Genomic DNA, 22846 nt, shown 5'->3' with positions numbered 1-22846 from the left:
GCATGCAGCGCCCCAAACCCGACCGCTTCGCGCAGGACACCTGCCACGGCTTCTACGCCGATATCCTGCATTTCCTGCGCAAGCGCACGGACAACGCCAGCGATGCCGCAGACATGACCCAGGACGTCTTCACTCAATGGCTTGGCTACCGCGACAAGGCCCGGGTTGAACAGCCCCGGGCGTTCCTGTTCCAGATGGCGCGCAACCTGCTGCGCGATCACTGGCGGCGGCAGAAAGTACGCGGCGATGTGCTCGATGAGCAGGTCGAGGCGCGAGAAGACGAGCGTCCCAGCGATGCCCCCGGATCCGACCCGCTGGCCGGTGCGCAGCGCCTGCAACGCCTGGAGCATCTGAAAATTGTCCTCGCCGAACTCTCGCCGCGACGCCGCGAAGCCCTTATGCTGCACCGCTTCGAAGGTTTGAGTCAGGCGCAGATCAGTGAACGCATGGGCATCTCCATCAGCATGGTGGAGAAACATATCGCCGCCGCACTCCTGTACTGCAAGCAGCGCCTGGACAGTGACAACGTTGCGGAGCAACCGGAATGACCCTACCTGACATGGACAGCCGAGCGGTCGACGCCCAGGCGGCGAGCTGGTTCACGCGCAATCGCAACGACCATTCCCGGGCCACGCGCAAGGCCTTCGCCCAGTGGCTGGAACAGCCCGGGCATGCCCAGGCCTACCAGCAGTTCGAACAGCTGTGGGATGACCTTGCCGCGCTCAAGGAACTGAACAAGCCGGTGGTCCTGCAGCCGCGCAAGAGTGCCTATTGGCGCCCTGCGCTGGCCACGGCGGCGGCGCTGGTCTGCGCCCTGCTGGCGGGCAACCTGGGCAGCACCGTGGCGCCGCTGCAGCGCCAGCTGGCGAGCCAGGACGGGCAGCCAAGCCGCTTCACCCTGCCCGATGGCAGCCGCCTGGAACTCAACGCCAATACCCGCCTGCGTATCGATTTCAATGCCGAGCGGCGCATGGTCTACCTGGAGCAAGGCCAGGTGTTCCTGGAGGTCGCCCCGGACAAGGAGCGCCCGCTGTTCGTCGATGCCGGTACTGCACAGGTGCGGGTGGTGGGCACCGGGTTCGACCTGCGGCGGGGCCAGCGCGAGCTCGTGCTCAGTGTTGCCCACGGCCTGGTAGCGTTCGAGACGCCGGGGGAGCGGCGTGAGCCGATGCTGCTGGGGGCCAGCGAGCGGGCGGTATACAACCTCGCTCGCGGCGATCTGGTCCGGCAGAGCCTGAGCGATGCGGAAGTGGCGGACTGGCGCAGCGGGCATGTGTCGTTCCGCAATCGTGAGCTGGCCAGTCTGGTGGATGAGCTGTCGCTGTATCGTCCTGCCGCGGTGGTGCTGGCTGATCCGGCGCTGGCGGGGTTCAAGGTGTCCGGCAATCTTGATGTGCATGATCCTGATGCGCTGCTCAATGCCTTGCCGGCATTGCTGCCGGTGAAGACCGTGGCACTGGCGGACGGGCGGCTGCGGATCGAGCGCAGCAGCAAATAGCTCGCGGCCATCAGCAACACCCCAAGCCCCAACAACCATGAGAATATTTTTCATTCGCATGTGAGGGTTTTCCCGCCCCCCGCGTCTTCCTCCCCGACTGCGCCGTCGACACCGTCTTTTTTTGGCCTTTGGCCGTTTGGGGGATTTTCATGTTTCGTGCGTTTCGTGCGTCCAAGCCAACACTGCTTGCCGTGTGCCTGACCCTGAGCCTGCAGGCCCAGGCCACAGAGGTAGCCCTGCACTTGCCGGCGCAGCCGCTGGCCACCTCGCTGAGCCAGGTGGCGCAGCAGGCCAAGGTGCAACTGCTGTTCGACGAGGCGCTGCTGCGCAACGTCTCCGCCCCAGCCCTGAACGGCCAGTTCAGCGCCGAGGAGGCGATCACCCGCCTTTTGGCCAGCAGCCAGTTCACCCTGGTCAAGGTCGGCAACACCTACGTCGTGCGAGCCAAGGAAAGCGAAACTACACCGCCCGGCACCGCCAGTACCGGCATCCAGCTCGGCGCCATGAGCATCGTCGGCGACGGCCAGCAGGTCACCCCGGCCACCGTCGGCCGCTCGACCCTGACCCAGCGCGACATCGACCGCGAGCAGGCGAACAACGTCCCCAGCCTCCTGAGCACCTTGCCCGGCGTGGAGATGACCGGCTCGATGATGCCCGGCGGCCAGAAGATCAATATCTGGGGCATGGGCGAAGCCGAGGACGTGCAACTGACCGTCGACGGCGCCACCAAGACCGGCTTCGAGCGCTACCAGCAAGGCACCATGTTCATCGAGCCCGAGCTGATCAAGAGCATCGAAGTCGAGAAAGGCCCGCACTCGCCCTTCGTCGGCAACGGCGGCCTGGCCGGCAGCGTGCACATGACCACCAAGGATGCCCCGGACCTGCTGCAGGAAGGCCGCGACAGCGGTGCCATGCTCAAGTACGGCTACTCCAGCAACGACCACCAGCAGGTCTACAGCTCAGCGCTGTTCGGCCGCACCGAGGACCGCCGCATCGACGCCCTGGTCTACCTGACCAAGCGCGATGGCGATGACTTCAAGCTGGCCTCGTCCCTGCCCGACCCGGGCAACCAGTACCCGATCAATCCCAAGCGCCTGCCCGACAGCGCCCAGGACCTGGAGGGCGGCCTGTTCAAGCTGAACTTCCAGCTCGATGAGGAGCAGTCCCTCGGCCTGTCCTACTCGCGCTCGAAGAACGAGCGCATGACCCGCTACTCGTCCACCAACTACTCGACGCCGCCGACCAAGGCGAATATCGATCGCTACGGCTACAAGGACGCCATCCGCCGCTACCTCGCCCATCGCGAAACCATCGACACCACCTGGTCGGCCAAGTACCGCTACCAGCCGGTGGACAATCCGCTGGTCAACCTGGAGGTGAGCTATTCGGAGTCTGACGTCGACCAGACCGACGAACGCGGCGCCAACGCCTTCTTCCAGCTCGCCACCGGCGGGCGGAAAATGGACACCGAGTACAAAGACCGCAACTTCGAAGTGCGCAACACCGCGCAGTTCAGCACCGGCGTGCTGGAGCACGCGCTGACCACCGGCGTCGAGCTGCACCGCCATGCCCGCGAAACCGAAATGTGGATGCCGGGTGCGACCTACAACGTCGAGAAATACAACTACGGCCACTTCCAGCCGAACTTCATGCCCCACGGCAAAGTGGACACCAACAGCGCCTACGTGCAGGACGCAATCACGATCGGCCAGGTGACCATCACCCCGTCGCTGCGCTACGACCACGTGCGCAACCGTGGCGAGCAGAACGATGCACCGTTCTACAACGTCGCCTCCGCCGGGCATGACTACAGTGCCAAGACCTACACGGGCTGGTCGCCGCGCCTGTCGCTGTTCTGGCATGCCACAGACGATGTCGCCTTCTTCGCCGACTACTCCAAGACCTGGCGTGCCCCGGTGATCGACGAGCAGTACGAAGTGCAGAGCGCGGCCAGTACCCGCAGCGCCACCAGCCGCGACCTCGACCCGGAACGCATCACCGCCGTGCGCGTGGGTAACGTCACCGACTTCTCCGGGCTGTTCACCAGCGACGACAACCTGCAGGTGCGCACCACCCTGTTCCACAACAAGGTCAAGGACGAGATCTTCAAGAACCTGGGCATCGAGTGCCAGAAGCAGACGGTCACCGGTGGCAACATCAGCAGCAACTGCGGCAGCTACCTGATCGGCAACTACCGCAACCTGGACGGCGTGACCTACAAGGGCTTCGAGGTGGAGAGCTTCTACGACTCGACCTACCTGTTCGGCACCCTGTCCTACACCTGGATGACCGGAAAGCACGAAGGTGCCTACACCAACCCTTGGGGCCCGGATGTCTGGGCGCGTGACGTACCGGCGCCGAAATGGGTAGCGCGACTGGGCGTGAAGATCCCCGAATGGGATGCCGTGGTGGGCTGGAAAGGCTTGTGGGTGCGCCAGACCGACCGTCTGCCGAGCGACAAGTATCCTGCGGGCTCCACCGGCAGCGCCTTGGGCGACACTGCCTGGGACCACCGCGCCAACGAGGCCTACAACGTACAAGGCCTGTTCGCCAGCTGGAAACCGCAGCAGCAGTACCTGAAGGGCACCGAGGTCAATTTCACCCTGGATAACATGTTCAACCGCGACTACGCGCCGATGCTCAGCGATGACAACGTGTACAGCGTGGGGCGCAACGCGAAGATCAGTGTGACGCGGTTCTTCTGATCAGATCGGCAATTTGATTGACTGTGCTGGCCTCATCGCTGGCAAGCCAGCTCCCACAGGGTCCCCACTGTTCCTGAGAACGGTGCTGTACAGGTGGCGCTTGCCAGCGATGAGGCCCGTGAGAACAGCAGAAAGCTGTCGTATTCAGGCACGAAAATTCACCCATCTCCGACTTTCTTGTAGGCAATTTCCCAAGCATACTCCCCGACCCCGTCTGGTGGTTGCGTCCTGTGTGCAGGACGCCATCCTCGACCTGAAGATCGGCCTGGCCATGCTCACCCTGGCCCAGGCCAGAACCCCGATGACCGTCCCTATCGAGTAAGGCCGCCTGGCCTACACTGCAGACAAGGCCCGGCACCCACCGGGCCTTCCCATCCGCGTCCTGGCAGAGTCGTCCCGTCGTCGCTATCACGCCGATCACCGGGGCCGACTTCGCATCCCCCTTCCCTTTCACGGGTACGGCGCCCGTGTCGCTGGCCTTCTCATACGGGCGAATCGACGCCCTTGGGAGCCTTGAATGAAAAACCCAACCTTGCCAGCCGGCACGTTCAGCGGAGCCATCCAGCCCGGCGTGCGACTGTCGCTGGCGCAAATCGCACCGCGTATCCGTTACCACTGGTTCGGAGAACCCAACTATCTGGTGGACGTCCCACCGTGGGGCCTGATCCTGCCCGTAGAAATCAGCGAGAGCCCACAGGTCGTCTTCACAGCGGAGTTCGTCACTGCCGGGCTGCCTGAGGGCACCATGCTTGGCGTGCGCTGGACACCCGCCGGTGGCAGGCCCGTTCACACCGTCACGCTACGCCTGAGTGGCAGCAGTACCATCAACGCGCAAGTGTCCATCGAAGATGCCTGGCTGCTGGAATCGGAAGGCCAGCAGGTGCTGATCGAACACGAACTGGTGCTGCCAGATGGCACGGTGCGGGTCGGCGCGCCCCTGACCGTGCAGGTCGGCAAGCGGGTGCTGTTCGACAGCATGATCGTCGAGGGTCTGAAGGATGGCGATGTCCTGCATCCGGATCGCTTTCCGGATGGCATCACGGTGAACTACACGCCCATCGTCAATATCGCCGGCTACCACACGGTGGCACTGGGCTGGGAAGTGCTGGGTATCAGGGGCAATCAAACATCGCCCCTCTACCTCAGCCACCTGCGACTGCCTGGCGCCCCCGGCGAGAGCTACAGCTTCGAGATACCGCCAGCAGGCTATAAAGACCTGTACGACCCGGCCTGGGACCTGGTCTATATACAGGCAGTCGTCGATGTGAAACTCGCGCCGGAGCCCAATCGCTGGTTCTACTACAGCTATGGCGCGCAGAAATTCTATCTGTTCGGTCCCGGCAAATAGAGCGAACGCCATTGCGCCCGGGTCCGCCCCGGGCCTTCTACCCCGCGATCAGCCCATCCGCTCGCAGCAACGTCTCCAGGCAGTGCTCGGACACCCCATAGAACGCCTTCAGTTCGGCAATCTTCGCCAGCAACGCCGAACGATCCCCCGCCTCCTTGCGCTTGGTCGCGAGGATCATCTTATTCTTGCTGGTGTGCTCCAGCGAGATGAACTCGAACACCTTGACGTCATAACCGCAGGCTTCCAGATACAGGGCGCGCAGGCTGTCGGTCAGCATCTCGGCCTGCTGGCCGAGGTGCAGGCCGTATTGCAGCATGGGCTTGAGCAAGCCGGGACTGCTCAGTTGCGGGCGGATCTGCTTGTGGCAGCACGGCGAGCACATGATGATCGCTGCACCCGTGCGGATGCCGGTATGGATCGCGTAGTCGGTGGCGATGTCGCAGGCGTGCAGGGCAATCATCACGTCGATCTCGGCCGGCACCACGCTGCGCACGTCGCCCTGCTCGAACACCAGCCCCGGGTGCTCCAGGCGCCCGGCAGCGGCGTTGCACAGCTCGACCATGTCCGGGCGCAGTTCGACGCCGGTCACCTGGGCCGTGCGCTGCTGGGTGTTGCACAGGTAGTCGTGGATGGCGAAGGTCAGGTAGCCCTTGCCCGAGCCAAAGTCCGCCACCCGCACCGGCTGCTGCGCCGGCAGCGCGACGCTGCTGAAGGCGTGGGAAAACACTTCGATGAACTTGTTGATCTGCTTCCACTTGCGCGACATGGCCGGGATCAGCGCCTGCTGCTTGTCGGTCACGCCGAGGTCCTGCAGAAACGGTCGGCTCAGTTCCAGGTAGCGCTTCTTCTCCCGGTCATGCTCGCCGCCCGCGGCCTGGCGCACCTGCTGCGCGGCGTTGCGGTGCAGCATCGGCTTGCCCTTCTTGGTGAACTCCAGTTGCACTTCGTCGGCCAGGGTCAGCAGGTGGGCATTGCGGAAGGCGCCCGGCAGCCACTCGGCGACCTGAGCCTGGGCTTCGTCCAGTGGCAGGTTGCGAGTGATGTCACGGGTCTTGTAGCGATAGACGAACTGCAGGCTCGGCGTGCCCTTGACCATCAGCGGCTTGGCGGTGATGCGCTGCAGGTCGGCTTCGGCACCGACATGGCGGGCCAGCACCAGCTTGACGAAGCTTTGCTGTTGCAGGCTCTCGGCGAGCACGGCGAGAAACTGCGCACATGCATCCGGCGCGGCCTGGACGTTGGGGGTAGCGGACATGGGGAATGGGTGCCTCGGGGTTGATGCCGGGCATTTTACGGGGAGGGCCGGCGCTCAGTCGAGGATCACCAGGCGGTTGGGCAGTTCGTTGCGATCACTGGTGGCCGGGACGTGGGCCTTGAGCAGTTCGCCGCAGGCCTGGATGCAGGTGAGGAAGCCTTCCAGGGTCTGCCCGGCGCGGACCTGGGCGGTGAAGTTGGTGACGATGGCGTCCCAGACCTGGTCGTCGAGTTTCGCCGCAATGCCGTCGTCGACGAGGATTTCCACGTAGCGCTCGGCTTCGCAGACGAAGATCAGCACGCCGGTGCGGTGGGCGGTGTGGTGCAGGTTCTGCTCGAGGAACTGGCGGCGGGCCAGGTTCGAGGCGCGCCAGTGACGCACCGCGCGGGGCACCAGGCGGCTGGTGAAGACCGGCAGGCGCAGGACCAGGCAGAGGACGATGAAGGTCAGCCACTGGGTGAGCAGCAGGCCGTGGGTGCTGAACAAGCCGGTGAGGTAATGCACCAGGCCCGGCAGCAACAGCGCCAGCAGACTGGCCCAGACCAGCGGGACATAGGCATAGTCGTCGGCGCTGCGGGCCAGGACGGTGACCAGCTCGGCGTCGGTGTAGCGTTCGACGCCGGTGATCGCTTCGGCGACCTGGCGTTGTTGGAATTCGTTCAGCAGTGCCATGGTTGTTCCTTATCGATGCATTGATGTTGCTGCTGATGGCCTGATCGCGGGCAACGCCCGCTCCCACAAGGATCGTATGCGTCTTGGACATTGTGGGAGCGGGCCAGCAGCCTTGACTACCAGCTCCCGGACGATCCACCGCCGCCGAAGCTGCCACCTCCACCGCCAAAACCACCGCCGCCACCACGACCGCCACCCAATCCACCAAACCCGCCACCGAACCCACCGCCAGGCCCGCCACGCCGGCCACCACCCAGCCCCTGGAGATAAAGCACAACCACCACCAGCAGGATGAACAACCCGATCATCCACAACGACGGCGGCTCACCCTCCTCTTGCGCCGCACTCAGTGACGAAGGCTGCGCCAGCGGATTCCCGCCCAACACCTGGAGAATCGCCGCCGTCCCCTGCACGATCCCCTGGCTGAACTCACCCCGCTTGAACGCCGGCAGGATGATGCGGTTGATGATCACCGACGACTGCGCATCGGTCAGCCGTTCCTCCAGCCCATAGCCCACCTCGATGCGAACCTTGCGCTCCTGCGGCGCGACGATCAGCAATGCGCCGTTGTCCTTGCCTTTCTGCCCGATGCCCCAGTGCCGGCCCAGTTGGTAGCCGTAGTCCTCGATGGCCAGCCCTTGCAGGCCGGGCACGGTGACCACCACCACCTGCTCGCCGCTGGCCTGCTCATGGGCCTGGAGCATCTGCGTGAGCTGGCTGCGGGTGTGCCCGTCGAGCAGGCCGGCGTCATCCACCACCCGCCCGCTCAACGCCGGAAACACCACCTCGGCGCGCACCGCCAGCGCCACGCAAAGCAGTGCCAGGAGCATAACGGCCTTGAGCGGACGCATCAGAACTTCACTTCAGGCGCTTTGTCGGCATCGGCGCTGGTGGCCTCGAAGCTCTCGCGCAGCGGCAGGTCGCTGTACATCAAGGTGTGCCAGATCCGTCCGGGGAAGGTGCGGATCTCGGTGTTGTACTTCTGCACCGCGGCAATGAAGTCCTTGCGCGCCACGGCAATGCGGTTTTCCGTGCCTTCAAGCTGGGACTGCAAGGCCAGGAAGTTCTGGTCGGCCTTGAGGTTGGGGTATTGCTCGGCAACCACCATCAGCCGGCTCAGGGCCCCGGTCAGTTGGGCCTGGGCGGCCTGGAACTGCTTGATCTTCTCCGGATCGTTCAGGGTATTGGCGTCGACCTGGATCGAGGTGGCCTTGGCCCGCGCCTCGATCACCGCCGTGAGGGTGGCCTGCTCATGCGCGGCGTAGCCCTTGACCGTCGCCACCAGGTTGGGAATCAGGTCGGCGCGGCGCTGGTACTGGTTCTGCACCTGGCCCCAGGCGGCCTTGACCTGTTCGTCGTAGCTGGGAATGTTGTTGATCCCGCAGCCGGCCAGCAGGCTGGCGAGGAGGATCAACAACCAGGGTCTGGCTCGGGAGATCACATGCATCGGGTAACGCTCCTTGGATGACTGTTCAACTACCTGACTTGAGGCATAATCCGTGACCGCCGCTGGATAGTGCGGGCCCAATCGGCTACAAACGTGCCCCAGCAAACCATAACAATAGCCGCTCCCCCAATTTCGGCTGGCCGGTAGCTCCCGTGACTGCCGGCGCGAGCCACGAGAACAGAATTCATGAAGAACCTGTGTTTGCTGGGCCTGCTCGTCAGCCTGGCCAGTCAGACGGCCCTGGCCGACACCTCCGCCGCCGCCGCGCACCTGAAGGAAAAGAAAGCCTTCGTCGACCATCTGCTGGGCCAGATGACCCAGGACGAGAAGATCGGCCAGTTGCGCCTGATCTCCATCGGCCCGGAAATGCCACGGGAGAAGATCCGCGAGGAAATCGCCGCGGGCCGCATCGGCGGCACCTTCAACTCGCGCACCGCCCCGGAAAACCGGCCGATGCAGGACGCCGCCATGCGCAGCCGGCTGAAGATCCCGATGTTCTTCGCCTACGACACCATCCACGGCAACCGCACCATCTTCCCGATCGGCCTGGGCATGGCTTCGTCCTGGGACATGGGCGCCATCGCCACGGTCGGTCGCACCTCGGCCGTCGAGGCCGCCGCCGACTCCCTGGACATGACCTTCGCACCGATGGTCGACATCGCCCGCGACCCGCGCTGGGGCCGTACCAGTGAGGGCTTCGGCGAAGACACCTACCTGACCTCGAAGATCGGCAAGGTGATGGTCGAGTCGTTCCAGGGCAAGAGCCCGGCCGAACCCGACAGCATCATGGCCATCGTCAAGCACTTCGCCCTGTACGGTGCGGTTGAAGGCGGGCGCGACTACAACACGGTCGATATGAGCCTGCCGAAGATGTACAACGACTACCTGCCGCCCTACCGCGCGGCCATCGACGCCGGTGCCGGCGGGGTGATGGTGGCGCTGAACTCGATCAACGGCGTGCCGGCCACCTCCAACACCTGGCTGATGAACGACCTGCTGCGCAAGGAGTGGGGCTTCAACGGCGTGACCATCAGTGACCACGGCGCGATCCAGGAACTGATCCGGCATGGTGTAGCCCGCGACGGCCGTGAGGCGGCCAAGCTGGCGATCAAGGCCGGTATCGACATGAGCATGAACGACACGCTGTACGGCGAAGAGCTGCCGGGGCTGCTCAAGTCCGGCGAAGTGAGCCAGGCCGAGCTGGACCAGGCCGTCCGCGAAGTGCTCGGTGCCAAGTACGACATGGGCCTGTTCAAGGACCCTTACGTGCGCATCGGCAAGCCCGAGAGCGACGTGCCGGACTACTACGCCGACGCCCGCCTGCACCGCGACGCCGCCCGCGACGTGGCCCGCCGTGGCCTGGTCCTGCTGGAGAACCGCGAGCAGACCCTGCCGCTGAAGAAATCCGGGACCATCGCCCTGGTCGGCCCGCTGGCCGATGCACCGATCGACATGATGGGCAGTTGGGCCGCCGACGGTAAGCCGGTGCATTCGGTGACCGTCCGCGAGGGCCTGCGCCGCGCCGTCGGCGACAAGGCCAAGCTGGTCTACGCCAAGGGTTCCAACGTCACCGGCAACAAGGCGATGTTCGACTACCTGAACTTCCTCAACTTCGACGCCCCGGAAATCGTCGACGACCCGCGTCCGGCCGCCGTGCTGATCGACGAAGCGGTCAAGGCCGCCAAGCAGTCCGACGTGGTGGTCGCCGTGGTCGGCGAGTCCCGTGGCATGTCCCACGAGTCGTCCAGCCGCACCACCCTGGAAATCCCCGAAGTACAGCGCGAGCTGATCAAGGCCCTGAAGGCCACCGGCAAGCCGCTGGTACTGGTGCTGATGAACGGCCGTCCGTTGTCCATCGGCTGGGAGCGCGAACAGGCCGACGCGGTACTGGAAACCTGGTTCTCCGGGACCGAGGGCGGCAACGCCATCGCCGATGTGCTGTTCGGCGACTACAACCCGTCGGGCAAGCTGCCGATCACCTTCCCGCGCTCGGTGGGGCAGATCCCGATGTACTACAACCACATGCGCATCGGCCGGCCGTTCACCCCGGGCAAGCCAGGCAACTACACCTCGCAGTATTTCGAGGAGCCCAACGGCCCGCTGTATCCATTCGGCTACGGCCTGAGCTACACCGAGTTCTCGGTGTCGCCGCTGACCCTGTCGAGCAAGACCCTGAACAAAGGCGCCAGCCTGGAAGCCAGCGTCACCGTGAAGAACACCGGCAAGCGCGATGGCGAAACCGTGGTGCAGCTGTACGTTCAGGACGTCGCCGCATCGATGAGCCGTCCGGTCAAGGAACTGAAAAACTTCCAGAAGATCATGCTCAAGGCGGGTGAAGAACGGGTGGTGACCTTCCGCATCAGCGAGGACGACTTGAAGTTCTACAACAGCCAGTTGAAATACGCCGCAGAAGCCGGTGAATTCAACGTGCAGGTTGGCCTGGATTCCGAGTCGGTGCAGCAGCAGAGCTTCGAGCTGCTGTAAGCGCCGCCACGCTCAAGGGGAAGCGCCATCCGGCCTTCCCCATCGCCCGGATGGCTGCCCATGTCTCTTTCCTTTCGCACGTTGCGCCTGGGGCTGATCCTGCTGTCGATCAGCGCCGGCACCCTGATCGCCGCTGCGCTGGCCATGCATCATGCCCAGCGTCAGGCCATGGTCGAGGATGCGGACCGGGCCAGCCAGCAGCTGGGCCTGTACGCCAATTCGCTGCACACCCTGATCGAACGCTACCGCGCCCTGCCCGCGGTGCTCGCCCTCGATCCCGAGTTCATCGGTGCCCTGCGCGGCACGGTCGGCCCGCAAACCCAGGACCTGCTCAACCGCAAGCTGGAGCGCATCAACGGCGCGGCCAACTCCTCGACCCTTGAACTGCTCGACCGCACCGGCCTGGCCGTTGCCGCCAGCAACTGGCGCCTGCCCAGTACCTATGTCGGGCACAACTACGGTTTCCGCCCCTACTTCAAGCAGACCCGCAGCCAGGGCACCGGGCGCTTCTATGCGGTCGGCGTGACCAGCGGGATTCCCGGCTACTTCCTGTCCAGCGCGGTCACCGACGAGCAGCAAGGCTTCCTGGGCGCCATGGTGGTCAAACTGGAGTTTCCCGAGCTTGAGCGGGAATGGCGCCAAGGCAACGACATCGTGCTGGTCAGCGACGGTCGCGGCATCCTCTTCATCGCCAACCAGGACGGCTGGCGCTACCGCAAGCTGAACACCCTGTCGGCCCACGACTTCAACGAACTGGAACAGACCCGCCAGTACGACAAGCAGGCGCTGGTCCCGCTGCAGCGTCAGGTACTGGAGCGCTTCGACGACAACAGCAACCTGGTTCGGGTACAGGGGCCACAAGGCACGGTCGATTACCTGTGGGAAAGCCTGCCGCTGGAGAGCGAAGGCTGGACCCTGCACCTGCTGCGCCAGCCGCAAACCGGCAATGACGGACGCAACGCCGCCCTCGCGGCCGCGGCGATCTGGCTGAGCCTGGTGTTCGCTGCACTGTTCGTCAGCCAGCGCATGCGCCTCGCGCGTCTGCGTCAACGCAGTCGCGAAGAGCTGAAACAGCTGGTCGAGGAGCGTACCCGCGACCTGCGCACCGCCCAGGAAGGCCTGGTGCAATCGACCAAGCTGGCGGCGCTGGGGCAGATGTCCGCCGCCCTCGCCCACGAGCTCAACCAGCCTCTGACCACCCAGCGCATGCAACTGGCGACCCTGCGCCTGCTGCTGGACAACGACCGCATTGACGAAGCGCGCCAGGCCTTGGTGCCGCTGGAGCAGATGCTGACGCGCATGGCCTCGCTCACCGGGCATTTGAAGACCTTCGCCCGCAACAGCCCCAGCGGTCTGCGCGAACGCCTGGATCTGGCCACCGTGGTCGATCATGCCCTGCAACTGCTGGATGCGCGGATCCGCGCCGAGAACGTCAGCACCGCGCTGTACCTGGCCCGCCCGGCCTGGGTGCGGGGCGACGCGATCCGTCTGGAGCAAGTGCTGATCAACCTGTTGCGCAACGCCCTCGACGCCATGGCCGACAAGGGCTTCCGCCGCCTGGAGATCCGCATCGACGCCGAAGAAAGCGGCTGGCGCCTCAGCGTGCTGGACAGCGGCGGCGGTATCGCCGCCGAGCACCTGGGCAATGTCTTCGACCCGTTCTTCACCACCAAGCCGGTGGGCGAAGGCCTGGGCCTGGGCCTGGCGATTTCCTATGGCATCATCCACGAGGCCGGCAGCCGCCTGGTGGTGGACAACCAACCCGGCGGCGCCCGCTTCAGCTTCACCCTTCCCCGCGATCCGGAGCCTGTATGTTGAATTCGGTGATAGTCGTCGACGATGAAGCCAGCATCCGCACGGCGGTCGAGCAGTGGCTCAGTCTGTCGGGCTTCCAGGTGCAGCTGTTCAGCCGTGCCGAGGAATGCCTGGCGGTGCTGCCGGAGCACTTTGCCGGCGTCATCCTCAGTGACGTGCGCATGCCGGGCATGGACGGCCTGCACTTTCTGGCCGAGCTGCAAGCCCGCGATGCCGACCTGCCGGTGATCCTGCTCACCGGCCACGGCGACGTGCCGATGGCGGTGGAGGCGATGCGCAACGGCGCCTACGACTTTCTGGAAAAGCCGTTCAGCCCGGACGACCTGATGGGCAGCCTGTGCCGCGCCCTGGAGAAACGCCGGCTGGTCCTGGAAAACCGTCGCCTGCACGAGCAGGCCGACCTCAAGAGCCGTCTTGAAACCACCCTGCTGGGCATGACCCAGGGCATGCAGCAACTGCGTCGCCAGGTACTGGAGCTGGCCGCCTTGCCGGTCAACGTGCTGATCCGTGGCGAGACCGGCAGTGGCAAGGAGCAGGTCGCCCGCTGCCTGCACGACTTCGGCCCGCGCGCGGCCAAGCCGTTCGTCGCGCTCAACTGCGCAGCGATTCCCGAGCACCTGTTCGAGGCCGAGCTGTTCGGGCACGAAAGTGGCGCCTTCACCGGTGCCCAGGGCAAGCGCATCGGCAAACTGGAATACGCCAATGGCGGCACGGTGTTCCTCGATGAGATCGAAAGCCTGCCCCTGGCCCAGCAGGCCAAGCTGCTGCGGGTGATTCAGGAGCAGAAGCTGGAGCGCCTTGGCGCCAACCAGAGCATTGCCGTGGACCTGCGCATCGTCGCCGCGACCAAGCCTGACCTGCTGGAAGAAGCCCGCGCCGGACGCTTTCGCGAAGACCTGGTGTATCGGCTGAATATCGCCGAACTGCGCTTGCCGCCCCTGCGCGAGCGGCGCGAGGACATCCCGTTGCTGTTCGAACACTTCGCCCGGCATGCCGCCGAACGGGTCGGCCGCCAGGCACCGCCGCTGAGCGTCGCGCACCTGGGGCAACTGCTCGGGCAGGACTGGCCGGGCAATGTTCGCGAACTGGCCAATGCCGCCGAGCGACATGCCATGGGACTGAGCGATCCAGCGGCGCCGCAGGTGGCCAGTGATCCTTCGCTGGCCGCGCAGAGCGAGGCCTTCGAGGCCAATTGCCTGCGCACCTCGCTGCGCCGGCACAAGGGCGAGATCAAGGCGGTGATGGAAGAGCTGCAACTGCCGCGACGAACCCTGAACGAGAAGATGCAACGGCATGGGCTGGTACGGGAGGACTTTCTCGAACGCCCCTGAGCATGAGCGGAATTCCGCTTATGTCGTCTGAAAAATCAGCAAGAATCCGCTTACCCACCTTCGCCTGTCCCGGCCTCATCGCGGGTGAACCCGCTCCCACACTGTTCGCGTCGAGCCTTTGATCCGGGGCTTTCCGGGATCCTGTGGGAGCGGGTTCACCCGCGATCGGAGCACTGCGGTTCCCCTGGCACACCTCCTGCTATAGCCCCCGCAGGCTGCGTTCCCAACGCGCTCCACAAAAACAACGATGAAGGTCCCGTCCAATGGATAACTCTTCCACCCTGCCTGCCGGGGCGGCCGCCACGTCCGCACCGGAAAAAACCACCCGTAGCCGTCTCAAATCGATCTTCAGCGGATCGGTCGGCAACATGGTCGAGTGGTACGACTGGTACGTCTACGCCGCGTTTTCCCTGTACTTCGCCAAGGCCTTCTTCCCGGCCGGCGACACCACCGCACAACTGCTCAACACCGCCGCGATCTTTGCCGTAGGCTTCCTCATGCGCCCGATCGGCGGCTGGCTGATGGGCCTCTACGCCGATCGCAAGGGACGCAAGGCCGCGCTGATGGCCTCGGTCCTGCTGATGTGCTTCGGCTCCCTGGTCATCGCCCTGACCCCGGGCTACGAGACCATCGGCGTCGCCGCGCCGGTCCTGCTGGTCATCGCCCGCCTCATGCAGGGCCTGTCGGTGGGCGGTGAATACGGCACCTCGGCCACCTACCTCAGCGAGATGGCGACCAAGGAGCGTCGTGGCTTCTTCTCCAGCTTCCAGTACGTCACCCTGATTTCCGGCCAGCTCATCGCGTTGGCGGTGCTGATCATCCTGCAGCAGACCCTGACCACAGAGCAGCTGTACGCCTGGGGCTGGCGCGTACCCTTCGTGATCGGCGCGCTGTGCGCGGTGGTCGCCCTGTACCTGCGTCGCGGCATGGAAGAAACCGAGTCCTTCACCAAGAAGGAAAAACCGAAAGCCAAGGAAAGCCTGATGCGCACCCTGCTGCGCCATCCGAAGGAGCTCGCTACCGTGGTCGGCCTGACCATGGGCGGTACCCTGGCCTTCTACACCTACACCACCTACATGCAGAAGTACCTGGTCAACACCGTGGGCATGAGCATCAGCGACTCGACCATGATCTCTGCGGCCACCCTGTTCCTGTTCATGTGCCTGCAGCCGGTGATCGGCGGGCTGTCCGACAAGATCGGCCGGCGTCCGATCCTGATCGCCTTCGGCGTGCTGGGAACGATCTTCACCGTACCGATCCTGTCCACCCTGCACACCGTGCAGACCTGGTGGGGCGCGTTCTTCCTGATCATGGCGGCACTGATCATCGTCAGCGGCTACACCTCGATCAACGCCGTGGTGAAGGCCGAGCTGTTCCCCACCGAGATCCGCGCCCTGGGCGTGGGCCTGCCGTACGCGCTGACCGTGTCGATCTTCGGCGGCACCGCCGAATACGTGGCGCTGTGGTTCAAGAGCAACGGCATGGAGACCGGCTACTACTGGTACGTCACCGGCTGTATCGCCATCTCGCTGCTGGTGTATGTGTTCATGAAGGACACGCAGAAGCATTCGCGGATTGTGACTGACTGACAGCTGCAAGCCCCAAGCTTCAAGCTACAAGAAAAAGCGGTGCCAACACGGACCGCTTTTTTTCTTGCCGCTTGAAGCTTGCAGCTTAAAGCTCGGGAGAAATCAGGACACCCGCACCAACTCAGCCTGTTGGGTCCGCCGGGTATTGAAGTAGTACGCCATTCCCACCATCACCAGCAACACCCCGCCCAGCACCGCCGAAGAACCCACGGTGCCGAAATCCAGCCCGCCTTTCGCATACGGCTTGGTCAGGAAGTCCCCCAGGGTCGCGCCAAACGGCCGGGTCAGGACGAAGGCTACCCAGAACAACACCACCGGCGAGATCCGCGTCAGGTAGCGCGCCAGCACCACCACGCAAATGGCCGAGCCGATCAGCAACGCACCGCCCGCGAAGCCCAGTCCGGAATCGTCGGCCAGGTAGTCGCCCAGCGCCGTGCCCAGGGTGTTGGAGAACAGGATCGCCACCCAGTAGAACAACTCGCCACGCCGGCTGCTGATGTTGTTGACGTTGAGCGGGTCGCCGCTCAGGCGCCAGATGGCGAAGGTCAGCAGCAGGATACCGATGAGGATCGCTGAACCAGTGGCATAGCCCAGGCCCAGGGTGCGGTCCATGAAATCGGACATGGTGGTACCTGCGGTGCTGGTGGACAGGATCACCAGCCAGTACAGCGCCGGATGGTGTCTGCGCGACATCAGCTGCGCCACGAGGGTGACCAGAAAAAGGCTGATGAGAATGATCGAACTTAGCGCGTAACCCACGTCGAGGGTCATCGACAACAGGTCGCCGGCGGTCTCGCCAAGGGTGGTGGCGCAGATCTTCATGATCCAGAACGCCAGGGTGATTTGCGGGAGTTTATTCATTGTGCGCTTTGCTCCGGGTTGGAAATGCCGCGAAGACTGCTCAAGCGCCGATGAAAAATGGGTAAGCGACAAATGAAAAAAGCGTTGAATGGAAATATTTTGTAATTAATCGCCAGATAACCCTCCCCGCGTACGCTTGCTTTTCGTAGGCGGATTCGTTCGCCAACTCCTGTCCCAGACCAACTGGTAGCACTGCAAATGGGTCGCTTGCGGGCAAATATATCGATTTAACTGATTTTTATAGGCGATTTTTTGCGCTTTTTAATCAATTTAATCGGCGTAGCATCAAACCCATAGAAACAAGCAACCCCTACTCACTACCCCGGAGCAACGACCATGAAAAGCAAACTGATCCTGACCCTGGCCTTCTCGATCCTGACCGCCAACGCCTTCGCCGCCGACGGTTTCGACCGCACTGGCAGCCACAACTTCAGCCACCCGCAAGCCCAGGCAGCCGCTGTCGCGGAGGATGGCTTCGATCACACCGGCGCTGCCAAATTCGCTGAAGACGGCTTCGATCGCACCCACGGCGCCAAATTCGCCGAAGACGGCTTCGATCGCACCCACGGCGCCAAATTCGCCGAAGACGGCTTCGATCGCACCCACGGCGCCAAATTCGCCGAAGACGGTTTCGATCACACCCACGGTGCCAAATTTGCCGCCGACGGTTTCGACCGCACCCAGGCCCACCGCTTCAGCTAAGACCTGAAGCCTCACCGTCCACAGCCCGGCTCCGGCCGGGCTTAATCATTTTCAGGGGCCGTCACTCTTGGCACACTAGGACGCTCAGTATTCCCGTCTCAAGGCCCGCTCGATGTACTACTACGAACCCGCAAAAGGCCACGGCCTGCCCCATGATCCGTTCAACGCCATCGTCGGTCCGCGCCCGATCGGCTGGATCTCCTCCCAGGACGCCGAAGGCCGCCTGAACCTCGCGCCCTACAGTTTCTTCAATGCCTTCAACTACATCCCGCCGATCGTCGGCTTCTGCAGCGTCGGGCGCAAAGACAGCCTGAACAATATCGAGCAGACCGGCGAATTCGCCTGGAATCTGGCGACCCGGCCCTTGGCCGAGGCGATGAACCAGAGTTGCGCGGCCGTGCCACCTGAAGTCGACGAGTTCGCCCTGAGCCAACTGACCCCGGCCCCCTCGCGGGTGATCGCGGTGCCGCGGGTGCAGGAAAGCCCCGTGTCGTTCGAGTGCAAGGTGAGCCAGATCATCCAGCTACAGCGCGCCGACCAGCAGTTGGTGCCGAGCTGGCTGATCCTGGGTGAGGTGGTGGCGGTGCATATCGCTGAGCATCTGCTCAAGGACGGTATCTACGATACCGCTGCCGCCCGGCCGATCCTGCGGGGCGGCGGACCGGCGGATTACTTCGAGCTGGGCGAGCTGTTCAAGATGGCCCGCCCGCAGGCCTGATCACCAGACCAGTTCGGCGTCGGCCGTGACGCCTTGCAGGCGCTCGAGCTCGGCACTGGCCGCTTCATCGGCGGCCATGGCGGTCTTGAAAACCTGGCCGTCCAGCACCTTGTGGAAGGTCGGTGCCCCCACGGCGCCGAGGCCCTTTACCGCGATCGCGGCATGGTAACCGCCTTCGGTCGGCACCATCGCCGCGACTGCTTCAAACCCTACGAATACCCTGCGCGCCATTGTCGTCAAACCCGATGATTGCGGAAAAGGCCGCCATTCTAGCTGAAGGTGTGCAGGTCGAGGCTGTCCAGCACCCGCGCCTGCACCAGCTCCCCGAACAGTTGCAGGCTCGGCGAGCTGAAATAGTCGTTCATCGCCGACTGGTCCTGCCACTGGCTGCTGAGCAGCCAGAGGTCGCTGTCAGACGTCGAGCGTTGCAGGCTGAAGCCGAGACAACCCGGGGTCAGACGGGCAGGCTCGCGCAGTTGTTGCAGACGCTCGCCCAGCTCGGCGGAACGGCCCGCGCTGGCGCGCACGAAGGAAAGATGGCTGACCGGTCGAGATGTCGTCATGTGCGGTGCTCCTTTGAAGCGGCCAGAGGGAAACTGCCAGGCTGCCAAGGCTAGCCAGCACGGCGCCACCTGCGTTAGGCGAATGCTGTCGGACAATTGCCTGATCCTGCATGAGGCCTCTTGCGCCTCGTACAGGCCCAGGAAGTGGAGCACTCACCCTTGCTCTCACATCAGGCAAGTGCAATCGCTTCAATTTGGTGACAATCCGCCCGCGCCAGCAGGATCGTGCAAGAACCCGACAGCTTTCGGCTAGCGCCAGGACTTGCACAAACCTATGCTGCGAAAATCCGCCGAGGAAACCGCCCCCATGTCAGTCGTCGAACCGCTCGATCCCGCGCTCGAATCCCTGCGCGAAACCCTGGCCGACCTGGTCCGCCGCCATGCCCAGCCTTCGGCCTGCGAGCCCTCGGCGATCAGGGACCTGTTCCTGGTCCGCCACGAAGAAAACATCCGCTCGATGCCGACCCTGGCCCACCCTGCCCTGTGCATCCTGGCCCAGGGCAGCAAGGCCGTGCACCTGGGCGACGAGCGCTATGTCTACGACCCGCTGCACTACATGGTGGTGTCGGTGGCGATGCCGATCAGCGGCGTCTACCTCGACGCCAGCCCGCAAAACCCGAGCCTCGGCATTCGCCTGGACATCGATCCGGCGGAAATCAACAACCTGATCGCCGACGCCGGGCCGATAGGCGTGCCCTCCGCCTCAGGGCGCGGGCTGTTCGTCGAACGCCTCGACACGTCCTTGCTGGATGCTCTGATCCGCTTGATCCGCCTGCTGGACACGCCCAAGGACATCCCCATTCTGGCCCCGCTGATCCGCCGGGAAATCCTCTATCGGCTGCTGCGTGGCAAGCAGGGGCATCGCCTGTACGAAATTGCCATGTCCAACAGCCAGACCCATCGGGTCTGCCAGGCGATCCAGTGGCTCAACGATCACTACGACAAGCCGCTGCGCATCGAGGACCTGGCCAGGGAAGTGAACCTGAGCGTCTCCGCGTTGCATCACCGTTTCAAATCGGTGACCTCGATGAGTCCGCTGCAATATCAGAAACAGCTGCGCCTCCAGGAGGCCCGTCGTCTGATGCTCAACGACGGCCTGGAGGCGGCAGTGGCGGGGTATCGGGTGGGTTATGAAAGCCCTTCGCAGTTCAGCCGCGAATACAGCCGGCTGTACGGCGCGCCCCCGTTGCGGGACATGGCGCGCCTGCGCAACGCGATTTAAGCGAGCACACTCTCCGTCCAGCGGCGCTGGTCGATCTCGATCAGCGTCGGGCCCTGGCGACCGGCGGCGGCGACCAGCGCCGCCTTCAACGCCTCCACTTCATGCACCGCCTCGGCCACACAGCCAAAGCCTTTGGCGATGGTGACGAAGTCCGGCGTGTGGATATCCACGCCCACCGGCTCGATGGCGCGGTTGACCATGTAGCGCTTGATCTCTTCATAACCCTGGTTGTTCCACAGCAGGACGATCAGCGGCACCCGCGCTTCCACGGCACTGGCCAACTCCGGCAGGGTGAACTGGATACCGCCGTCACCGATCAGGCACACCGCCGGCAGGCGCTTTGCCGGATCTTCCGCGCTGCCCAGCCAGGCGCCCATGGCCGCCGGCAGGGCGTAGCCGAGGGTGCCGTATCCGGTGGAGGCGTTGAACCAGCGGCGCGGGTGGTCGAGGTCCAGGGTCAGGTTGCCGGTGTACACCGGCTGGGTGGAGTCGCCCACCAGCACCGCGTCCGGCAGGGCCGCGAGGATGCTCTGAAGGAACAGGGTTTGCGCCTGGGCGGCGTCATCCCACAGCCCGGCCAGGGTTTCCCGCAGGCGCGCGGCACGGGCCGGACCCCATTCGCCAGCGCGCACCGGTGCCGGCAGCTCGGCCAGGGCCTGCAGCAGCGCGTCGCTGGCTGCCGTGGCATCAGCCACCAGGGCCAGTTTCGGCGGGTAGTTGCGCACGGTCTGGTCCGGGTCGATATCGATGCGCAGCAAGCTGCCGGGAATCTCGAAACCGCCTTTGAAGGTTACGTCGTAGTCGGTCTCGGCCAGCTCGGTGCCGATGGCCAGGATCACATCGGCCTCGCGCACCAGATCGCGGGTGGCGACCAGCGACTGGGTCGAGCCGATCAGCAGCGGGTGGCTGGACGGCAGCATGCCCTTGGCATTGATGGTCAGCGCGACCGGTGCCTGCAGGTATTCGGCGAGGCGGGTCAGCGAGGCACTGGCGGCGATCGCCCCGCCACCGGCGAGGATCAGCGGACGGCGGGCACCGGCCAACATCGCGGCCATCTTCGCCACCGGCGCTGGAGCGGCGCCGGCACGGTCGACCCGTACCGGCTCTCGGTTCAGCAGGTGATCGGCGTCTTCGACGATCACATCCAGCGGAATCTCGATATGCACCGGGCGCGGGCGCGCGCCGTCGAACACGGCGAAGGCCCGGGCCAGCACCTCCGGCAGGTCGTCGGCGCTCATCAGGGTGTGGGAGAAGGCGGCGACGCCGGCCACCAGCCCGCTCTGGTTCGGCAGTTCGTGCAGCTTGCCGCGACCACCACCCAAGGCGTTGCGCGACTGCACGCTGGAAATCACCAGCATCGGGATCGAGTCGGCGTAGGCCTGGCCCATGGCGGTGGTGATGTTGGTCATGCCCGGGCCAGTGATGATGAAGCACACCCCCGGCTTGCCGCGGGTACGCGAATAACCGTCGGCCATGAAGCCGGCGCCCTGTTCGTGGCGCGGAGTGACGTGGCGGATGCTCGACGACGCCAGGCCGCGATAGAGCTCCACGGTGTGCACGCCGGGGATGCCGAACACATGGTCCACACCGTAGTCTTCGAGGAGTTTTACCAGTACTTCGCCGCACGTCGCCATGTTCGTTCGCCTGTTGTCTTTAGTTGGAACAAGGGCTTCATTGGACCGCCCGGTGGCTACCGGCACAATGCAAACTTCCTCATACTAGCCATGCGCCCAGGTCATGGCTTACGACAATGAAACGACTCCCGCCCCTCCCCGCCCTGCACACCTTTCTCGTCACAGCCCAATGCTGCAATTTCACCCGCGCCGCGCAGCAGTTGCACCTGACCCAGGGGGCGGTCAGCCGGCAGATCGCCGGGCTGGAAGAGCACCTGGGCTACCCGTTGTTCATCCGCCAGGCCCGTGGCTTGAGCCTGACCCGCGAAGGCCAGGAATGGCTGCCGCGGGTGCAGCAGGTGTTCGGCCTGATCGAGGACGGCGTGCAGCAGATCGGCGCGCCCCACGGCACCTTGCAGCTCAAGGCGCCGACCTGCGTGATGCGCTGGCTGCTGCCGCGCCTGATGGAATGGCAGGCGCTGCGCCCGGATGTGCCGGTGGAATTGACCACCACCCTCCAGCATGGCGTGGATTTTCGTCGCGAGGGGTTCGATGCGGCGGTGGTCTATGGGGCCGAGCCGGAGGCCGGGCAGGTGCTGAAGCTGTTCGATGAGGAATTGACCCCGGTGTGCTCGCCGCAGTTGTTGGCGGGCAAGGCGGCGTTGCGCGAGGTGGCGGACCTGAGCCGGCAGATGCTGCTGCATCCGTCGCGGGACGAGCGGGATTGGCAGACCTGGCTGGAAGCGGCAGGGAGCGGGCTGGAGATCCAGGGCAAGCGCCAGCACTTCGAGACGCTGGACATGGCCATGGCGATGGCGTCGCAGGGGACCGGGGTGGCGATCGGGGATTGGGCGTTGATTGGCGAGGATCTGGCCAGTGGGCGGCTGGTGATGCCGTTCGGGCTCAGAGTGACGACGGGGAAGGCGTATTACCTGGTAGTGCCGGGTAAAGGCTCGGCGCCGGGGTTGGTGGAGTTGCTGGAATGGTTGGAGGGACAGGCCGGTCGGCGGTGAATTTGAGGGC

At 64.6% G+C, this 22846-nt stretch carries 20 protein-coding genes; 12 read left to right on the top strand and 8 right to left on the bottom strand.

Features of this window, described 5'->3' with window-relative positions; all coding sequences use genetic code 11:
* Nucleotides 1-2: 2 nt before the first annotated feature.
* The 4 genes from AC5QPF_RS06255 to AC5QPF_RS06240 all read left to right on the top strand — a co-directional run bounded on the left by AC5QPF_RS06255 (nucleotide 3) and on the right by AC5QPF_RS06240 (nucleotide 5551).
* Nucleotides 3-548, top strand: a complete 546-nt coding sequence (locus AC5QPF_RS06255) for a sigma-70 family RNA polymerase sigma factor (protein ID WP_494962485.1) — start codon at nucleotides 3-5, stop codon at nucleotides 546-548.
* On the top strand, nucleotides 545-1498 hold the full coding sequence (locus AC5QPF_RS06250; protein WP_494962484.1) for a FecR domain-containing protein: 954 nt from the start codon (nucleotides 545-547) through the stop codon (nucleotides 1496-1498). The genes AC5QPF_RS06255 and AC5QPF_RS06250 overlap by 4 nt, the downstream gene beginning before the upstream one ends.
* 149 nt (nucleotides 1499-1647) lie before the next feature.
* Nucleotides 1648-4203, top strand: a complete 2556-nt coding sequence (locus tag AC5QPF_RS06245) for a TonB-dependent hemoglobin/transferrin/lactoferrin family receptor (protein WP_494962483.1) — start codon at nucleotides 1648-1650, stop codon at nucleotides 4201-4203.
* 517 nt (nucleotides 4204-4720) lie between these two features.
* Complete coding sequence (locus AC5QPF_RS06240; protein ID WP_494962482.1) at nucleotides 4721-5551, top strand: hypothetical protein; 831 nt, start codon at nucleotides 4721-4723, stop codon at nucleotides 5549-5551.
* A 37-nt stretch (nucleotides 5552-5588) separates the two neighbouring features.
* Here AC5QPF_RS06240 and AC5QPF_RS06235 read toward each other — a convergent pair whose 3' ends face one another.
* The 4 genes from AC5QPF_RS06235 to AC5QPF_RS06220 form a co-directional block, all read right to left on the bottom strand.
* Complete coding sequence (locus AC5QPF_RS06235; RefSeq protein WP_494962481.1) at nucleotides 5589-6806, bottom strand: methyltransferase; 1218 nt, start codon at nucleotides 6804-6806, stop codon at nucleotides 5589-5591.
* A gap of 54 nt (nucleotides 6807-6860) precedes the next feature.
* Nucleotides 6861-7478 (bottom strand): TPM domain-containing protein, encoded by a 618-nt coding sequence (locus AC5QPF_RS06230; RefSeq protein WP_494962480.1) that lies wholly within the window; start codon nucleotides 7476-7478, stop codon nucleotides 6861-6863.
* Nucleotides 7479-7594: 116 nt separating this feature from the next.
* Nucleotides 7595-8329: a TPM domain-containing protein gene (locus AC5QPF_RS06225; RefSeq protein ID WP_494962479.1), complete on the bottom strand. Its 735-nt coding sequence runs from the start codon at nucleotides 8327-8329 to the stop codon at nucleotides 7595-7597.
* The gene (locus tag AC5QPF_RS06220; RefSeq protein ID WP_494962478.1) at nucleotides 8329-8925 is read right to left on the bottom strand and encodes a LemA family protein; all 597 of its coding nucleotides are present in this window, start codon (nucleotides 8923-8925) and stop codon (nucleotides 8329-8331) included. Before AC5QPF_RS06220 ends, AC5QPF_RS06225 begins: the two co-directional genes overlap by 1 nt.
* A 186-nt stretch (nucleotides 8926-9111) precedes the next feature.
* Between AC5QPF_RS06220 and bglX the strand changes: the two genes are divergently transcribed.
* From bglX to AC5QPF_RS06200, 4 genes are all read left to right on the top strand, one after another.
* Nucleotides 9112-11409: a beta-glucosidase BglX gene (gene bglX / locus AC5QPF_RS06215; RefSeq protein ID WP_494962477.1), complete on the top strand. Its 2298-nt coding sequence runs from the start codon at nucleotides 9112-9114 to the stop codon at nucleotides 11407-11409.
* Nucleotides 11410-11469: 60 nt separating this feature from the next.
* A complete protein-coding gene (locus tag AC5QPF_RS06210; RefSeq protein WP_494962476.1) occupies nucleotides 11470-13227 on the top strand; it encodes an ATP-binding protein in 1758 nt (585 codons plus the stop codon).
* Nucleotides 13221-14555 (top strand): sigma 54-interacting transcriptional regulator, encoded by a 1335-nt coding sequence (locus AC5QPF_RS06205; protein WP_494962475.1) that lies wholly within the window; start codon nucleotides 13221-13223, stop codon nucleotides 14553-14555. The genes AC5QPF_RS06210 and AC5QPF_RS06205 overlap by 7 nt, the downstream gene beginning before the upstream one ends.
* A gap of 263 nt (nucleotides 14556-14818) precedes the next feature.
* Nucleotides 14819-16144 (top strand): MFS family transporter, encoded by a 1326-nt coding sequence (locus AC5QPF_RS06200; protein ID WP_494962474.1) that lies wholly within the window; start codon nucleotides 14819-14821, stop codon nucleotides 16142-16144.
* Between the two features lie 102 nt (nucleotides 16145-16246).
* On the opposite strand, the gene AC5QPF_RS06195 is transcribed toward AC5QPF_RS06200, so the two are convergent.
* Nucleotides 16247-17005, bottom strand: a complete 759-nt coding sequence (locus AC5QPF_RS06195) for a COG4705 family protein (RefSeq protein ID WP_494962473.1) — start codon at nucleotides 17003-17005, stop codon at nucleotides 16247-16249.
* Nucleotides 17006-17341: 336 nt separating this feature from the next.
* Between AC5QPF_RS06195 and AC5QPF_RS06190 the strand changes: the two genes are divergently transcribed.
* Both AC5QPF_RS06190 and AC5QPF_RS06185 read left to right on the top strand, forming a co-directional pair.
* Entirely contained in the window at nucleotides 17342-17707 is a 366-nt protein-coding gene (locus tag AC5QPF_RS06190) for a hypothetical protein (RefSeq protein WP_494962472.1), read from the top strand.
* 112 nt (nucleotides 17708-17819) lie between these two features.
* On the top strand, nucleotides 17820-18425 hold the full coding sequence (locus tag AC5QPF_RS06185; RefSeq protein WP_494962471.1) for a flavin reductase: 606 nt from the start codon (nucleotides 17820-17822) through the stop codon (nucleotides 18423-18425).
* On the opposite strand, the gene AC5QPF_RS06180 is transcribed toward AC5QPF_RS06185, so the two are convergent.
* Both AC5QPF_RS06180 and AC5QPF_RS06175 read right to left on the bottom strand, forming a co-directional pair.
* Nucleotides 18426-18656: a hypothetical protein gene (locus AC5QPF_RS06180; protein ID WP_494962470.1), complete on the bottom strand. Its 231-nt coding sequence runs from the start codon at nucleotides 18654-18656 to the stop codon at nucleotides 18426-18428. It lies immediately after the preceding gene.
* Between the two features lie 38 nt (nucleotides 18657-18694).
* Nucleotides 18695-18988: an antibiotic biosynthesis monooxygenase gene (locus tag AC5QPF_RS06175; RefSeq protein WP_494962469.1), complete on the bottom strand. Its 294-nt coding sequence runs from the start codon at nucleotides 18986-18988 to the stop codon at nucleotides 18695-18697.
* A 307-nt stretch (nucleotides 18989-19295) separates the two neighbouring features.
* Here AC5QPF_RS06175 and AC5QPF_RS06170 point away from each other — a divergent pair, with 307 nt between their 5' ends.
* On the top strand, nucleotides 19296-20210 hold the full coding sequence (locus AC5QPF_RS06170; protein WP_494962468.1) for an AraC family transcriptional regulator N-terminal domain-containing protein: 915 nt from the start codon (nucleotides 19296-19298) through the stop codon (nucleotides 20208-20210).
* Here the strand turns inward: AC5QPF_RS06170 and AC5QPF_RS06165 are convergent.
* The gene (locus AC5QPF_RS06165; protein WP_494962467.1) at nucleotides 20207-21844 is read right to left on the bottom strand and encodes a 5-guanidino-2-oxopentanoate decarboxylase; all 1638 of its coding nucleotides are present in this window, start codon (nucleotides 21842-21844) and stop codon (nucleotides 20207-20209) included. The genes AC5QPF_RS06170 and AC5QPF_RS06165 overlap by 4 nt on opposite strands.
* A gap of 116 nt (nucleotides 21845-21960) precedes the next feature.
* Between AC5QPF_RS06165 and AC5QPF_RS06160 the strand changes: the two genes are divergently transcribed.
* Nucleotides 21961-22836 (top strand): LysR substrate-binding domain-containing protein, encoded by an 876-nt coding sequence (locus tag AC5QPF_RS06160; protein ID WP_494962466.1) that lies wholly within the window; start codon nucleotides 21961-21963, stop codon nucleotides 22834-22836.
* Nucleotides 22837-22846: the final 10 nt, after the last annotated feature.

The sequence above is a fragment of the Pseudomonas sp. Con_6 genome, assembly GCF_059379395.1.
The sequence above is the reverse complement of the archived record's forward strand: the minus strand, read 5'-3'. Positions and strand labels throughout refer to the sequence as shown.

Coding starts and splice junctions, on each gene's coding strand:
- AC5QPF_RS06255 (WP_494962485.1), top strand. CDS start 3: ATGCAGCGCCCCAAACCCGACCGCTTCGCGCAGGACACCTGCCACGGC.
- AC5QPF_RS06250 (WP_494962484.1), top strand. CDS start 545: ATGACCCTACCTGACATGGACAGCCGAGCGGTCGACGCCCAGGCGGCG.
- AC5QPF_RS06245 (WP_494962483.1), top strand. CDS start 1,648: ATGTTTCGTGCGTTTCGTGCGTCCAAGCCAACACTGCTTGCCGTGTGC.
- AC5QPF_RS06240 (WP_494962482.1), top strand. CDS start 4,721: ATGAAAAACCCAACCTTGCCAGCCGGCACGTTCAGCGGAGCCATCCAG.
- AC5QPF_RS06235 (WP_494962481.1), bottom strand. CDS start 6,806: ATGTCCGCTACCCCCAACGTCCAGGCCGCGCCGGATGCATGTGCGCAG.
- AC5QPF_RS06230 (WP_494962480.1), bottom strand. CDS start 7,478: ATGGCACTGCTGAACGAATTCCAACAACGCCAGGTCGCCGAAGCGATC.
- AC5QPF_RS06225 (WP_494962479.1), bottom strand. CDS start 8,329: ATGCGTCCGCTCAAGGCCGTTATGCTCCTGGCACTGCTTTGCGTGGCG.
- AC5QPF_RS06220 (WP_494962478.1), bottom strand. CDS start 8,925: ATGCATGTGATCTCCCGAGCCAGACCCTGGTTGTTGATCCTCCTCGCC.
- bglX (WP_494962477.1), top strand. CDS start 9,112: ATGAAGAACCTGTGTTTGCTGGGCCTGCTCGTCAGCCTGGCCAGTCAG.
- AC5QPF_RS06210 (WP_494962476.1), top strand. CDS start 11,470: ATGTCTCTTTCCTTTCGCACGTTGCGCCTGGGGCTGATCCTGCTGTCG.
- AC5QPF_RS06205 (WP_494962475.1), top strand. CDS start 13,221: ATGTTGAATTCGGTGATAGTCGTCGACGATGAAGCCAGCATCCGCACG.
- AC5QPF_RS06200 (WP_494962474.1), top strand. CDS start 14,819: ATGGATAACTCTTCCACCCTGCCTGCCGGGGCGGCCGCCACGTCCGCA.
- AC5QPF_RS06195 (WP_494962473.1), bottom strand. CDS start 17,005: ATGAATAAACTCCCGCAAATCACCCTGGCGTTCTGGATCATGAAGATC.
- AC5QPF_RS06190 (WP_494962472.1), top strand. CDS start 17,342: ATGAAAAGCAAACTGATCCTGACCCTGGCCTTCTCGATCCTGACCGCC.
- AC5QPF_RS06185 (WP_494962471.1), top strand. CDS start 17,820: ATGTACTACTACGAACCCGCAAAAGGCCACGGCCTGCCCCATGATCCG.
- AC5QPF_RS06180 (WP_494962470.1), bottom strand. CDS start 18,656: ATGGCGCGCAGGGTATTCGTAGGGTTTGAAGCAGTCGCGGCGATGGTG.
- AC5QPF_RS06175 (WP_494962469.1), bottom strand. CDS start 18,988: ATGACGACATCTCGACCGGTCAGCCATCTTTCCTTCGTGCGCGCCAGC.
- AC5QPF_RS06170 (WP_494962468.1), top strand. CDS start 19,296: ATGTCAGTCGTCGAACCGCTCGATCCCGCGCTCGAATCCCTGCGCGAA.
- AC5QPF_RS06165 (WP_494962467.1), bottom strand. CDS start 21,844: ATGGCGACGTGCGGCGAAGTACTGGTAAAACTCCTCGAAGACTACGGT.
- AC5QPF_RS06160 (WP_494962466.1), top strand. CDS start 21,961: ATGAAACGACTCCCGCCCCTCCCCGCCCTGCACACCTTTCTCGTCACA.